General features: G+C 66.7%; 11 protein-coding genes and 1 tRNA gene. 1 reads left to right on the top strand and 11 read right to left on the bottom strand.

Annotated features, from left to right (window positions below):
• Positions 1–56: 56 nt before the first annotated feature.
• The 5 genes from KHC28_RS21745 to KHC28_RS21765 all read right to left on the bottom strand — a co-directional run bounded on the left by KHC28_RS21745 (position 57) and on the right by KHC28_RS21765 (position 6,482).
• The gene (locus tag KHC28_RS21745) at positions 57–1,313 is read right to left on the bottom strand and encodes an SH3 domain-containing protein (RefSeq protein ID WP_214010458.1); all 1,257 of its coding nucleotides are present in this window, start codon (positions 1,311–1,313) and stop codon (positions 57–59) included.
• A gap of 386 nt (positions 1,314–1,699) precedes the next feature.
• Positions 1,700–2,992: a nicotinate phosphoribosyltransferase gene (gene pncB / locus KHC28_RS21750; RefSeq protein WP_214010459.1), complete on the bottom strand. Its 1,293-nt coding sequence runs from the start codon at positions 2,990–2,992 to the stop codon at positions 1,700–1,702.
• 194 nt (positions 2,993–3,186) lie between these two features.
• The gene (locus tag KHC28_RS21755; protein WP_214010460.1) at positions 3,187–4,743 is read right to left on the bottom strand and encodes a DHA2 family efflux MFS transporter permease subunit; all 1,557 of its coding nucleotides are present in this window, start codon (positions 4,741–4,743) and stop codon (positions 3,187–3,189) included.
• A gap of 128 nt (positions 4,744–4,871) precedes the next feature.
• Positions 4,872–6,005, bottom strand: a complete 1,134-nt coding sequence (locus KHC28_RS21760) for an HlyD family secretion protein (protein WP_214010461.1) — start codon at positions 6,003–6,005, stop codon at positions 4,872–4,874.
• A 9-nt stretch (positions 6,006–6,014) separates the two neighbouring features.
• Complete coding sequence (locus KHC28_RS21765; RefSeq protein WP_214010462.1) at positions 6,015–6,482, bottom strand: MarR family winged helix-turn-helix transcriptional regulator; 468 nt, start codon at positions 6,480–6,482, stop codon at positions 6,015–6,017.
• 161 nt (positions 6,483–6,643) lie between these two features.
• Between KHC28_RS21765 and KHC28_RS21770 the strand changes: the two genes are divergently transcribed.
• The gene (locus KHC28_RS21770) at positions 6,644–7,735 is read left to right on the top strand and encodes an alkene reductase (protein ID WP_214010463.1); all 1,092 of its coding nucleotides are present in this window, start codon (positions 6,644–6,646) and stop codon (positions 7,733–7,735) included.
• A 75-nt stretch (positions 7,736–7,810) separates the two neighbouring features.
• On the opposite strand, the gene KHC28_RS21775 is transcribed toward KHC28_RS21770, so the two are convergent.
• From KHC28_RS21775 to KHC28_RS21800, 6 genes are all read right to left on the bottom strand, one after another.
• Positions 7,811–8,779 carry a transglutaminase family protein gene (locus tag KHC28_RS21775; RefSeq protein ID WP_214010464.1) on the bottom strand — a complete coding sequence of 323 codons (969 nt, stop codon included), beginning with the start codon at positions 8,777–8,779 and terminating at the stop codon, positions 7,811–7,813.
• Between the two features lie 25 nt (positions 8,780–8,804).
• Positions 8,805–9,080 (bottom strand): hypothetical protein, encoded by a 276-nt coding sequence (locus tag KHC28_RS21780; RefSeq protein WP_214010465.1) that lies wholly within the window; start codon positions 9,078–9,080, stop codon positions 8,805–8,807.
• 453 nt (positions 9,081–9,533) lie between these two features.
• A tRNA-Lys gene (locus tag KHC28_RS21785) sits at positions 9,534–9,609 on the bottom strand.
• A gap of 88 nt (positions 9,610–9,697) precedes the next feature.
• Positions 9,698–11,197, bottom strand: a complete 1,500-nt coding sequence (locus tag KHC28_RS21790) for a tripartite tricarboxylate transporter permease (RefSeq protein WP_214010466.1) — start codon at positions 11,195–11,197, stop codon at positions 9,698–9,700.
• Between the two features lie 16 nt (positions 11,198–11,213).
• Positions 11,214–11,699, bottom strand: a complete 486-nt coding sequence (locus KHC28_RS21795) for a tripartite tricarboxylate transporter TctB family protein (protein WP_214010467.1) — start codon at positions 11,697–11,699, stop codon at positions 11,214–11,216.
• A gap of 92 nt (positions 11,700–11,791) precedes the next feature.
• The gene (locus KHC28_RS21800; RefSeq protein WP_214010468.1) at positions 11,792–12,775 is read right to left on the bottom strand and encodes a tripartite tricarboxylate transporter substrate binding protein BugD; all 984 of its coding nucleotides are present in this window, start codon (positions 12,773–12,775) and stop codon (positions 11,792–11,794) included.
• Positions 12,776–12,957 lie beyond the last annotated feature (182 nt).

The raw sequence follows: 12,957 nt of genomic DNA on the forward strand, positions 1-12,957 counted from the left end.
CCGACCCGTGGCCGGCGCTTCACTCTTTGCTTCAGCGTGTTACCGCCAAGCCGCCCTCATTCGGTGGTGGAAGCGTCCGCTTCCTTCGGGGCACCGGCGCTGACGAAGCTCTTGTAGACGAAGCCGCGCTTGCCGTCGGCGACGATCTCGCACCAGCTGTCGCAGGCCACCAGCTCGACCTGCTGGCCGCTCCTCAGCGTCTGCATCGCCGACGCGCCCTTGTTGGGGCCGGTGCGCATGGTCACCGGCGAGCGGATCGTCGCGCCTCCGGTCGGCTCGGCGCCGCTCGTCTCCGAGGCATTGGCCGCACCGGCCACCTCATCGGCCTGCGCAGCGGCAGCCGGCGCCGACACCGCGGCGACGACCGCGCGGCGCGGCGGCAGCGGCGCCTGACGCGGCAACGCGGCGACCGGCGCCGCCAGCGGCGACGGCTCGGGGGCGGCGAACGCCGTCAGGCCGCGCACGGCCGGACCGGGCTCGGTCGGCTCGGGCGCCAGAAGGGTACGAGCGGAGATCGACGGCATCACCGGCGACGGCGAGGCCGGCTCGATGGCACGGAGGATCGGTGCGGGCGGAGCCGCCGGCTCGACCACGGCGACGCGGGCCGGCTCGGCCGCCGGCGCGGCAACCGCCAGCGCGGGCGCCGAAGGCGCGACCGCCGCAATGGCGGCATTGCCGATGACTTCCGGTGCCACCCGCGCCTCGTCACGCCCGACGACGGACTGCAGCGCCACCGCCGCCCCGCCAAGGGCGACGATGCACACGGTCAGGAGACCCAGTCGCTGCCAGGTAAAGGCCTCGCGGGAGGACGCCGGACGGCGACGGCGGGCGGCCGGCTCGCTCTCGGTGCGCGTGGCGCCGCCGAACATGCGCCGGCGGGCGGACTGCGCCTCGGCCGCCGCTTCCGCGGGGCTGGCGGAGGCCTCGACGGCCGGCGCGGCCGCCACATCAGCCGGACGGCGCGGCGAGATCATGCCGCGGGTATCGGTGAGCGCCGAGAGCTTGCTGCGCAGCTCGGCAAAGCCCAAAGGCGTCGCGCGCACCTCGCTCTCCGGCGCGGCGGAGCGCAGCGAACGGATCATCGGCTCGGCGGATTTTCGCTCGGCCGCAACCGCCGCCTTGGACGACGACGTCTTGAGCGAGGACGCCTGGGAAGAGGAGGCCGGCACGGAAGACGAGGTCTCCGCCGCCTGGGGCGGGAGCGTCGGCCCTTCGGGCTTGGTGTGCTCCAGCGAATTGATCATGGCGCGATAGTCACGCACCAGCGAGGAGGAGAGTTCGGAGGCGGACCGTCCCTGCGCATTGGTCGTCATGACGACTTCAGCCCTTCAACCGACGCAGGACACGTAGAACGGAGGCCTGGGACGGAAAACAGCAAGGCGAATCAGAAAGACCAACATCACTATAGCCGTTTGCGGCCAATGTGCCCTTCCGCCGGAACCCGCGGTCAAATCCGTCCATCATGCGTTACGCCCAACTCTTTCCGGCGAGGTCACACACCCCGCACTGACTCGTCCACCCTGCGTCGATTCTTCAGCCGGCCGCACAGTACGGGCAGAAGGTATCTTGATGCAAGAAAGACACACGACTCAATTTTCACCATGGAGGCGGATTGCGGCAACTCTTGGCCAAGCTTTCTGTGCCTGCTCGGCCGGCGCTACCTCGATACCCGTGACGGGCAAGTTATCCTCAGCCCCGCTCACACCATGATCTCCCGCTCCGCCTGCTCCGCGACATGGAAAACCCGCTTGTAGCGGGCGATCTCATCGGCCGGCCCCATCGCCTTGGTCGGGTTGTCGGAGAGTTTTACGGTGGGGCGCCCGTCGGCCGAAATCACCTTGCAGACGATCGAGATCGGGTCGAGCCCGCCATCGGCGACGAAGCCGCGGAAATCGTTGGTGAGCAAGGTTCCCCAGCCGAAGCCGAGCTTCATGCGGCCATGAAAGTGCCGATGGATGCGGACGATGTCGTCGACGTCGAGCGCATCGGAAAAGATGGCCAGCTTCTGCGTCGGGTCCTGGCCGCGGGCGCGCCACCAGGCGATGGCTTCCTCGCCGCCGGCGATCGGCTCCTTGCTGTCGATGCGGATGCCGGTCCACTGGTCCACCCAGTCCGGAGCATCGGCGAGGAAGCCGGTGGTGCCGAACGTGTCGGGCAGGATGACGCGGAGATTGCCCTCGTAATCCTGCTGCCAGTCGAGCAGCACCCGGTAGGGTGCCTGGGCGAGCTCTGCGTCGGTATCGGCCAGCGCGGCATAGACCATCGGCAGCTCATGCGCGTTGGTACCGGTCGCCTCCACCTCGCGCCGGAGCGCGATCAGGCAGTTGGAGGTGCCGAGGAAGCTCTCGCCGAGCCCCTCGATCATCGCCTGCACGCACCAGTCCTGCCACAGGAAGCCATGCCGCCGCCGCGTGCCGAAATCGGCGACGTTCACCCCTTCGAGCGCCCGCAGCCGCTCCACCTTCTCCCACACGCGGGTCATGGCGCGAGCGTACAGCACCTGCAGCTCGAAGCGCCCCATGCCGCGCAGCACCGCCCGCGAGCGCAGCTCGTTGATGATGGCGAGCGCCGGGATCTCCCACATGGTGGTCTCGATCCACGGCCCCTCGAAGGTCAGCTCGAACTGGCCGTCGCGCTTTTCGAGGTGGTAGGGCGGGAAGCGGAAGCTCTCGAGCCAGGCGATGAAGTCCGGCGAGAACATCTGGCGCTTGCCGTAGAACATGTTGCCGCGCAGCCATGTGGATTCGCCGCGCGTCAGGCTGAGCGTGCGCACATGGTCGAGCTGCTCGCGCAATTCGCTCTCGTCGACGAAGTCGGCGATGCGCACGTGCCGGGTGCGGTTGATGATGCCGAAGGTGACGCGGGTATGGAAATGACGACGATAGATCGTCTGCGCCATCAGGAGCTTGTAGAAGTCCGTGTCGAGCACGGAGCGGACGATCGGATCGATCTTCCAGGTGTGATTGTAGACGCGCGATGCGATGTCGATCATGAAGCCCAGCCCGGTTCCGGCGAGCCTCTTCTAGAACATATTCCGGGCAGACCGAAATGACCTCGACGGCAACAATCGGCTCAAGCCCTTGACGTTGGAGCTATTCCAACATCGCGACCGAGACGACTGGCCCCGTGGAGAGCTCCGGCCGAACGCCCCGAGCGCGTGTCTCGACCGCCCGAGAAGACCCGAAATCAGTCGAGCACCTCGACATGGCCATCGGCGGTGGGAGCCCGCGACGGTGTCTTCATCAACAACAGCAGCAGCGCGGTCGGCAGCGTCACCAGCATCATCAGCTTGAAGTCGTCGACATAGGCGATGGCGGTGGCCTGTCGGGTGATCTCGGCGTTGAGGGCGGCCAGTGTCGAGGGATTGGCGATGTTCCAGAACTGGTAGGCGCCGCCGCTCTGCACCGCGGAATTGAACGGCGTCACATGCTCGGCGATCTGCGCGTGCATGATCTGGGTGTTCTGCGCCAGCAGGAACGAGGTGATCGACACGCCGATGGCACTGCCGACATTTCGCACCAGGCTGAACAGCGCGGTGCCGTCGGTGCGCAGTTCCGGTGCCAGCGTGGCGAAAGCGACGACGGTAAGCGGCGTGAACACGAAGCCGAGGCCCGCGCCCTGGGCGATGCTGTTGAGGATCATCGAGTGGGTGTCGATGTCCGGCGTCCAGCCGGTCATGTCCCACAGGCTCCAGGCGATCATGGCGAGGCCGCCGAACATGACGACCCGCGGGTCCGTGCGCGACACCAGCCGCCCGGCGATCATCATCGCGACCATGGTGCCGAAGCCGCGCGGCGCCATCAGCAGGCCGGCGGTCTGCACCGGATAGCCGCTGAGCCGCTGCAGATAGGGCGCGAGCAGCGCCGAGGTGGCGAGCAGCACCAGGCCGATGGCGAACATGATGACGAGCCCGGCAGCGAAGTTGCGGTCGCGGAACAGGCGCGGGCTCAGGAACGGCTTGTCGTGCGTCATCATGTGCACGGCGAAGAGATAGAGGCCGAGCCCGGCCAGCACCGCCTCCACCACCACCTCGGTGGAGCCGAACCAGTCGAGCTGCTCGCCGCGGTCGAGCATCATCTGCAAGGCACCGATGCCGAGCGCCAGCACGCCGAAGCCGGTCCAGTCGAAGCGCAGCGCGTTGTTGCGGCCTTCGTCCTGCATGAAGACGACCAGCCCGGCCAGAGCGAGCAGGCCGAAGGGCAGGTTCACATAGAACACCCAGCGCCAGTTATAGGCATCGGTCAGCCAGCCGCCGAGCGTCGGGCCGAGGATCGGGCCGAGCATGACGCCCATGCCCCAGATCGCCATCGCCTGGCCGCGCTGGTGGGCGGGGTAGATGTCCATCATCGTTGCCTGCGACAGCGGCACCAGCGCCGCGCCGAACACGCCCTGCGCCAGGCGGAAGATCACCATCTGCGTCAGCGACTGCGCCACGCCGCACAGCATGGAGGCGACGGTGAAGCCGATCAGGCTGGCGAGGAACACGCTCTTACGGCCGAAGCGCGCGGAGAGCCAGCCGACCGGCGCCGTCATGATGGCGGCGGCGACGATGTAGGAGGTCAGCACCCAGGTGATCTGGTCGGCGGTGGCCGACAGCGAGCCCTGCATGTAGGGCAGCGCCACATTGGCGATGGTGCCGTCGAGGGCCTGCATCAGCGTCGCCGTCATCGCGCAGACGGTGATGATCGCGCGGGTGGCACCGGCAGGACGCGCGGCATCGGCGGCGGGAGCGGCGACGGACATGTTCCATGCCTCATGGACCGGCCCATGGCCGGAGGAACGATGAGACGGGCGGGATCACCGGCCGACAAGGCCGAACCCCACCCGTCTCGACCGGCTGCTTTGGGGGGCGGAAGCAGCCGATGGGGAAATCACAGAATGTCGCGCAGCCTGCGCGAATGCCCGGTATCGATATCGACGAAGGCGCTCATGCCGGCACGCAGCACCGGATCGTCGGCCTTGTGCTCGACGCGGATGCGCACCGGCACGCGCTGCACCACCTTCACCCAGTTGCCGCTGGCGTTCTGCGCCGGCAGCACGGAGAACTCGGCGCCGCTCGCCGGGGCGATGCTGTCGACCACGCCGGTCCAGCTGTGGCCCGGATAGGCGTCGATGCTGACATCGACCTTGTCGCCGGCCTTCAGATGGGAAAGGTCGGTCTCCTTGATATTGGCCTCGACCCACATGTCGTCGGCGGAGATCAACCCCACCGCGCCCTGGTTGGTGAGCGCCGCAGTGGCCGCGACCAGATAGAGGCCGGGCTGGAGGCTGTCGACCTCGGTCACGGTGCCGGCGAAAGGCGCCCGCACCACCGCGTGGTCGAGCTGGCGCTGCGCCTCGTCGAGGGTCGCCTTGGCCTGGAGGTAGAGCGGATGCTGCTCGACCGCGAGGTCGGGGTGCCCGCCCAGCTTGGCGAGCAGCACCGCCGCCTGCTGCTTGATCGAATCGTGCTTGGCCCGGTCGGTCTCCAGCGTGAAACGAGCCTGATCATACGCCGCACGCGACACCGCGGCGGTGTCCTTCACCAGTACCTCGTAGCGATCGAAAATCGCCTGATCGTTCTGCACCGTGGCAGCGGCGGCGGCGATATCGCTCGCCATGCGCTGGTAGTCCACCTTCATCGATTCCAGCGTCAGCCGCGTCTGGTCGAGATTGGCCTGCGCGTTGTGCGCCGCGATCTCGTACTGGCGCGGATCGACACGGAACAACACGTCGCCGGCCGCGACCTGCTGGCCTTCCTTGACATCGACATCGGTGACGAGGCCGGACACGTCGGTGGACACCATCAGCTTGCCGGCCCGCACATAGGCGTCGTCGGTGGAGACGTAACGCCCGCCGGTCAGCCAGAAATAGCCGGCGCCGACCGCCACCACGGCGACACCGCCGAGCATCAAGGGTGCCCGCAGGCGGGCTCGGCGCCTCGGCGCGGCAACCGGCACCGCCGGAGCGAGCTTGTCGTCGGCGTCGGCGTCGGCGGCCGTGGATTTTTTGGTGCGGTCAAGCATGGGACGATCTCACGCGGCGGACTCCGGCGGGTTGGACGCACGGCTCTCGCTGTTCAGATTGGCCTTCATCAGGCCGAGGGTGGCTTCCATCTCGGCAACCGCCTCCGGCGTCACATCGGTTCCGAGAAGCTGGGCCACTATCTGTCTGCGGGCCTCGGCGATCTCGTCGATGATCGGCCCGGCGGCCGGCAGCAGATGCAGCCGCCAGACCCGCCGGTCATGCGGGTCGTGCCGCCGCTCGACGAAGCCGCGCAGTTGCAGGCGATCCACCAGCCGGGCGACGGTGATCGGCTCGACCTCGACAAGCTGCGCCAGCTCGTTCTGCGTCAGGCCCGGCGAACGCTGCAGCTTGACCAGGATCACCCATTGCGCCCGCGTCATGTCATGGGCGCGCGCCCGCTGGTCGAACTTGGTGCGCATCAGATGCGCCAGCTCGTGCAGCAGCGACAGGAAATCGTAATCGGATTGGACGCTCATTTCTCACCTACGCAGCATAATATAACGTGCGTTATCATCACGCACAACACGACACGTGCACGACTAAAGTAGTACCACTCCGAAGCTTCGGCATATCTGGTGCGACGCACAACGGTGTCTATCTGAAACGGGAAAGCTCCCCCATTCGAGGACATTTCCGAATGACTACCTCGCTTTTCGAACCCTACCGCCTCGGCGACATCACGCTCGCCAACCGCATTGTCATGGCTCCGCTCACCCGCAACCGCGCGGTCGCCGGCAATGTGCCTAACCCGTTGTCCGTGAAGTATTATGCCCAGCGCGCCAGCGCCGGCCTCATCGTGACCGAGGCCACCCAGGTGTCCGACACGGCCCAGGGCTACCAGGACACGCCCGGCCTCCACACCGCCGCGCAGATCGAGGGCTGGAAGCCGATCACCGAAGCCGTTCACGCCAAGGGCGGCCGCATCTTCGTGCAGCTCTGGCATGTCGGACGCGTCTCGCACCGCTCGCTGCAGCCCGGCAGCGCGCCGCCGCTGGCTCCCTCCGCCATTCGCGCCGAGACCAAGACCTTCGTGAACAACCAGTTCACCGACGTCGACACGCCCCGCGCGCTCGAAACCCATGAGATCCCCGGCATCGTCGACGACTTCCGCAAGGCGGCCGCCAATGCCATCGCCGCCGGCTTCGACGGCGTCGAGATCCACGCCGCCAACGGCTATCTCATCGACCAGTTCCTGCGCGACGGCGCCAACCAGCGCACGGACCAGTATGGCGGCTCGATCGAGAACCGCGTCCGCTTCCTCAAGGAAGTGACGGAAGCGGTGATCAGCGAGATCGGCGCCGACCGCACCGGCATCCGCATCTCCCCGGTGACGCCGGCCAATGGCCTCACCGACAGCGACCCGGCCGCGCTGTTCACCCATGTGGTCGACGTGCTGGAGAAGCTCGGGCCGGTCTATGTGCACATGATTGAGGGCGCCACGGGCGGCCCGCGCGACATCGTGCCCGGCTTCGACTTCGAGGCGCTGCACAAGCGTTTCAGCCGCACCTGGATGGTCAATAACGGCTACGACAAGGCGATGGCCGAACAGGTGGTGACGGCCGGCAAAGCGGATCTGGTCGCCTTCGGCAAGGTGTTCATCTCCTCGCCCGACACGGTGGAACGGCTGAAGAAGGACCTGCCCTTCAACGAGCTCGACCGCGACCACCTCTATGGCGGCGGCGAGAAGGGCTACACCGACTATCCGACGCTGGAAGCCGCCGGCGCCTGATCCGCCGGCATACGATCCGACACAAGCAAAGGGCCGCCGAGAGGCGGCCCTTTCATTTGATGCGGCCCGCCTGTTTCAGGCCGCCGCCGTCTCCGACGGTGTACCCTCGGCCGCCTCGGACTGCCCTTCGGCCAGCTCGGAGGCGACCAGCTCCGCCGCATCAGCCTCCGGCTGCGGCGAACGCACGGAGACATCGACGGTCATGCCGAGATAATCGCCCACCAACCCGGTAAAGCCGCCAGCGACCGGCACCGCCTGGGCGGGATCGCGTGTCACCGCCACCCGGATGAGATTGTCCGCGGCGATCGACCCGTTGGTCGGGTCGAACTCGATCCAGCCGGCGCCCGGCAGATAGATGTCGGCCCAGGCATGGGTGGCGCCGGCGCCGACGATACCGGCATTCTCGCCATCGAGCGCCGGATCGTAGAGATAGCCGGTGACGAACCGTGCGCCGAAACCCAGCGCGCGCACCGCCTCGATCAGCAGCAGCGCGAAATCCCGACATGAGCCCGAGCCGAGCCGCAGCGTCTCCAGCGGCGGCTGGGTGCCCTGCTCGTGCCGCACCTGATAGGCGAAGCCGGTGTGGATGCCGGCATTGATGTCCGACAGCAGCGCCATCGTGTCGGTCGGCCGGCTGGCGATAAAGCCCTTGGCCCAGGCTTCGAGCTCGCCATTGGGATCGGGATAGTGGCATTCGAGCATGCGGCCGAGATCGGTGCGGTCGTCGGTCGAATAGACGAACGGATAAGTGGCCGCGCCCTCCTCGACCTCGAAGATCGGCGTGCCGATGCCGAAACGCTCGATGGTGAGCACGCTCTCGATCTTCAGCTCGTTGGACGGCTCGATGAAGTCCACCACCGCGACGGAATTGCCGAACACGTCATGCATCCAGCGGACATGGCCGTGTGGCCACAGCGTCAGCTCGGCGCCGACCAACCGCAGGTCATGGCTGTCGCGCGGGCGCAACATCAGCCGGTGCGGCTGGAACACCACCGGGTTGGCGTAGGTGTAGTGCGTAACGTGACGCACGGTGAGCGTTTGCATACGGAGATTCCTTGCGGATCGGCGATCAGCGTGACAGCAAACGACCGACGAGGAAACCGGCGATGCCGACAGCGACCAGGGCATTGAAGGAGTATTTTCGGTCGGGCATCCCGATGGCGGCGCGGCCGCGCACGGGCGGCTCGAGGCCCGCTTCGTCCGGGATCGGCACATCCGGCAGCATAGACACGAGATCATCGGCTATGCGCGGCGCCCGGGCCGGCGCGGCGCGGGAACGCGGCGGTCGCAGAGGCGCCTGCTTCGCGTCCGCATCGGACATGTTCGAGGTGTTGCTCTTCGCCATCGCCGCTCTCCCGTGCTGAACCGGTTCGACAGCTCAACGCGCGCGAAGGCGTTTGGTTCGCCGTCAGCGGCGCCCGGAGATGAACGCCACCACTTCGGTCGGCCCCTGCGCGTGCACGAGCTCGATGCGCCGGCCACCGCAAATGTCGCAGCGCAGCTGGGCGCGCGTGGTACCCGAAGCATCAGGGAGCGCGTTCAGCTGCTCGCTGCGGCCGAGAATGGATCGCCGCCCGCAACGCAGGCAACGGGCGCAGAGGGTGCCGGTGTCGTGAATGGCTGATTCTCCCCGGAATTGGCCGACGGCATTCAAGGCCGCCCTGATAGCCGCATGAAGCGTCCAGCAGCGATCAACATGACCGCAGTGGTAATAACCACGCTTGCTACGGCATAAGGGGAAACAGTTTAATCTGCAAACGAGGCAGAAAACCGGCCGGGTAGTACCACTCTCTAAGAGTGGTGGGCGCACTAGGGCTCGAACCTAGGACCCGCTGATTAAGAGTCAGCTGCTCTACCAACTGAGCTATGCGCCCGACCGGGTTGTTTCAGCGAGGCGTTTCCTCGCGAACGGCGGTCGTGTACCAAAGCAGCCCGGGCCTGTCTACCGGCCCGGGCAATTTTTTACTCTTTAAATGCCTCTTCGCGCTTCTTACGCACAGAAGGCAGCAGCACCAGCGTCAAAGCCAGCACCGCGATCGCCAGCATGACCGCCGAAAGCGGGCGGGTGACGAACACGCTGGGATCGCCGCGCGAGATCAGCATGGCGCGGCGCAGATACTCCTCCAGCATCGGCCCGATGATGAAGCCGAGCAGCAGCGGCGCCGGCTCGCAATCGAGCTTGACCAGCAGGTAGCCGAACACGCCGAAGGCGGCCATGGCGTAGACGTCGTAGACGTTGTTGTTCACGCTGTAGACGCCGATGCAGCAGAAGCCGATGATCAGCGGGAACAGGATGTGGTAGGGCACCGTGAGCAGCCGCACCCAGATGCCGATCAGCGGCAGGTTCAGCACCACCAGCATGAAATTGCCGATCCACATGGAGGCGATGATGCCCCAGAACAGATTCGGCTGCTCGTTCACCACGTTGGGACCCGGCACGATGCCCTGGATGATCAGCGCGCCGATCATCAGCGCCATCACCGGGTTGGACGGAATGCCCAGCGTCAGCATCGGGATGAAGGAGGTCTGCGCGCCGGCATTGTTGGCGCTCTCCGGTCCGGCCACGCCCTCGATCGCGCCCTTGCCGAACTGCTGCGGGTTTTTGGAGACGCGCTTCTCGATCGAATAGGAGGCGAAGGAGGAGAGCATCGCGCCGCCGCCCGGCAGGATGCCGAGGAAGGAGCCGAGAATCGTGCCGCGCAGCACCGGGGCGATGATGCGCTTGAAGTCGTCCTTCGACAGCATGAGGCCCTGCACCTTCTGCACCATCACGGTGCGGGTGTGCTCGTCCTCAAGGTTGCGGATGATTTCCACCAGGCCGAACAGGCCCATGGCCAGCGCCACGAACTCGATGCCATCGGCTAGTTCCACGATGTCGAAGGTGAAACGCGGCGTGCCGGTATAGACGTCCTGCCCGGACAGCCCGAGCAGGATGCCCAGCACCACCATCGCCAGCGCCTTGATCACCGAGCCCGAGGCCAGCGACACTGAGGCGACAAGTCCCAGAACCATCAGGGAAAAATATTCCGGCGGCCCGAATTTCAGCGCGATCTCGGCGAGCGGCGGGGCGAAGACGGCGAGCAGGAAAGTGGCGACCGAGCCGGCGAAGAAGGATCCCAGCGCCGCCGTGGCGAGCGCCGCGCCCGCCCTGCCCTGCCGTGCCATCTGGTAGCCGTCGATGGCGGTGACCACCGACGAGCTCTCGCCGGGCAGGTTGATCAGGATGGCGGTGGTCGAACCGCCATATTGCGCGCCGTAATAGATGCCGGCGAGCATGATCAGCGCCGAGACCGGCGGCAGGCCGAAGGTGATCGGCAGCAGCATGGCGATGGTCGGCACCGGGCCGAGGCCCGGCAGGACGCCGATCAACGTGCCCAACAGCACGCCGATGAAGCAGTAGAACAGGTTCTGGAAGGTGAAGGCGACCGAGAAGCCCAGCGCCAGATGATCGAAGATTTCCATGGACTTAACTCTCCGATCAATAGCCGCCGAGCCACGGGCCGAGCATGGGGAGCGGCAGGCCGAGGCCCTTGATGAACACCGCCCAGGCGAAGGCGACCATGACGGCCGCCATGATCGCGCCACCCTTCAGCGAGAATCGCCGGCTCGCCGCCGCGGAGATGAACACCGCGAGGCCCATCGCCGGGCCGAGCCCCAGCGGCCGCACCGCGAGGCCGAACACCACCACCGACAGGGTGATGAGGGCCAGCCCCTGCCAGGGTATGGCGATCTGCCGGGCATCCTCGTCGGCCTCCGCATCACCGCCGAAATCGAGGCCGGTGAGGAGGACGATGAGACCAAGTGCGGCCAGAATCCCGCACAGGACGAGCGGGAAGTAGCCCGGCCCCATCCGGATCGCCCGACCGATCGGCAGATCGGAGCCGAGCCAGGCGAACCAGGCGCCCAGGAAGATGAGCAGCAACCCGGTGACGACGTCCTTCGGGCTTCGGACAAAGCGACCCATGCGGAACCTCGCGGAGAAAAGAGGCGACACCCGTCCGGCCACCTACCCCAAGGGAAGATGGACGGACGGGGATGACAATCGGGAAAGCGGGATCAGTCGGCGAAGACGCCGGCCTGCTCGATGACCGGCTTCCACTTGGCGACCTCGGAGGCGACGAAGGCCTTGTGCACCTCTGGCGTGGCACGGTCCTGCGAGACCGGCTCGGTGCCGAGGTCGGCGAAGCGGGCGATCACCTTGGGATCCTGGAGCGCCTGCTTCAGCGCCGCGTTCAGCTTGGCGACCACCGCGGGGGGCGTGCCCTTCGGCGCGTACATGCCGTGCCAGACGGCGATCTCGAAGTCCTTCACCCCGCCTTCCTGCATGGTGGGGATGTCCGGCAGCGCCTTGAGGCGTTCCTTGGTGGTGACGGCATAAGCCTTCACCTTGCCAGCCTTGATCTGCCCGGTGGTGTTGGTGGTCTGGTCGCACATCAGGTCGATCTGGCCGCCGACGAGGTCGTTCATCGCCGGACCCGTGCCCTGATACGGCACCGTGGTCATCGGGGTGCCCAGCGCCGACATGAAAAGCATGCCGCACAGATGCGAGGCGGAGCCGACGCCGGCATTGCCGTAGATCACCTTGTCCTTGTTCGCCTTCACATAGGCGACCAGGGCGCCGATGTCCTTCGGCTCCAGCGAGGACTTGGCGATCATGGTCATCGGCACGTCGGTGACGAGGCCGACTTCCTCGAAGTCGGTCAGCACGTTGTAGGGCAGCTTACGGTAGAGCGTCGCCGAGGTGGCCTGGCCGATATGATGCAGCAGGACCGTGTAGCCGTCCGGCGTCGCCTTGGCGACCTGGCCGGCGCCGCGGGTGCCGCCGGCGCCGCCGACATTCTCCACCACGATCTGCTGGCCGAGGCTGCGCGACATGGATTCGGCGATCAGCCGGGCGACGGTGTCGGTCGGGCCGCCGGCCGCGAACGGCACGATCATCGAAATGGCGCGGCTAGGGTAGTCCTGCGCCTGGGCGCCGGCGAGCGGGGTCAGCCCGAGAGCGAGAGCCGCGAGACCCGCGGCGACGGTCTTCCATTTCATCTTGGCGTTCCTCCAGAACGATTATTGGGTCGCGTTATTGTCGCTGGCGCCGTCCCTGCCCGGCAGCGCCTTTTTGTTCCGGCTAGGCCATCATTCGGCTGCCTCACCGTCAAGCTGCCTTTTGGGCCTATTCTCAGGATGTTTGCGTCACTGATGCATTAGAACACCACTTGCGACCAATA

This window comes from Ancylobacter sonchi (assembly GCF_018390695.1).
Lineage (GTDB): Bacteria > Pseudomonadota > Alphaproteobacteria > Rhizobiales > Xanthobacteraceae > Ancylobacter > Ancylobacter sonchi.

Bases quoted from the DNA above. Each gene is read 5' to 3' on its own strand.
- KHC28_RS21780 (WP_214010465.1), bottom strand. From the start codon at position 9,080: ATGGCGAAGAGCAACACCTCGAACATGTCCGATGCGGACGCGAAGCAG.
- KHC28_RS21800 (WP_214010468.1), bottom strand. From the start codon at position 12,775: ATGAAATGGAAGACCGTCGCCGCGGGTCTCGCGGCTCTCGCTCTCGGG.
- KHC28_RS21745 (WP_214010458.1), bottom strand. From the start codon at position 1,313: ATGACGACCAATGCGCAGGGACGGTCCGCCTCCGAACTCTCCTCCTCG.
- KHC28_RS21790 (WP_214010466.1), bottom strand. From the start codon at position 11,197: ATGGAAATCTTCGATCATCTGGCGCTGGGCTTCTCGGTCGCCTTCACC.
- KHC28_RS21760 (WP_214010461.1), bottom strand. From the start codon at position 6,005: ATGCTTGACCGCACCAAAAAATCCACGGCCGCCGACGCCGACGCCGAC.
- KHC28_RS21755 (WP_214010460.1), bottom strand. From the start codon at position 4,743: ATGTCCGTCGCCGCTCCCGCCGCCGATGCCGCGCGTCCTGCCGGTGCC.
- pncB (WP_214010459.1), bottom strand. From the start codon at position 2,992: ATGATCGACATCGCATCGCGCGTCTACAATCACACCTGGAAGATCGAT.
- KHC28_RS21765 (WP_214010462.1), bottom strand. From the start codon at position 6,482: ATGAGCGTCCAATCCGATTACGATTTCCTGTCGCTGCTGCACGAGCTG.
- KHC28_RS21795 (WP_214010467.1), bottom strand. From the start codon at position 11,699: ATGGGTCGCTTTGTCCGAAGCCCGAAGGACGTCGTCACCGGGTTGCTG.
- KHC28_RS21775 (WP_214010464.1), bottom strand. From the start codon at position 8,779: ATGCAAACGCTCACCGTGCGTCACGTTACGCACTACACCTACGCCAAC.
- KHC28_RS21770 (WP_214010463.1), top strand. From the start codon at position 6,644: ATGACTACCTCGCTTTTCGAACCCTACCGCCTCGGCGACATCACGCTC.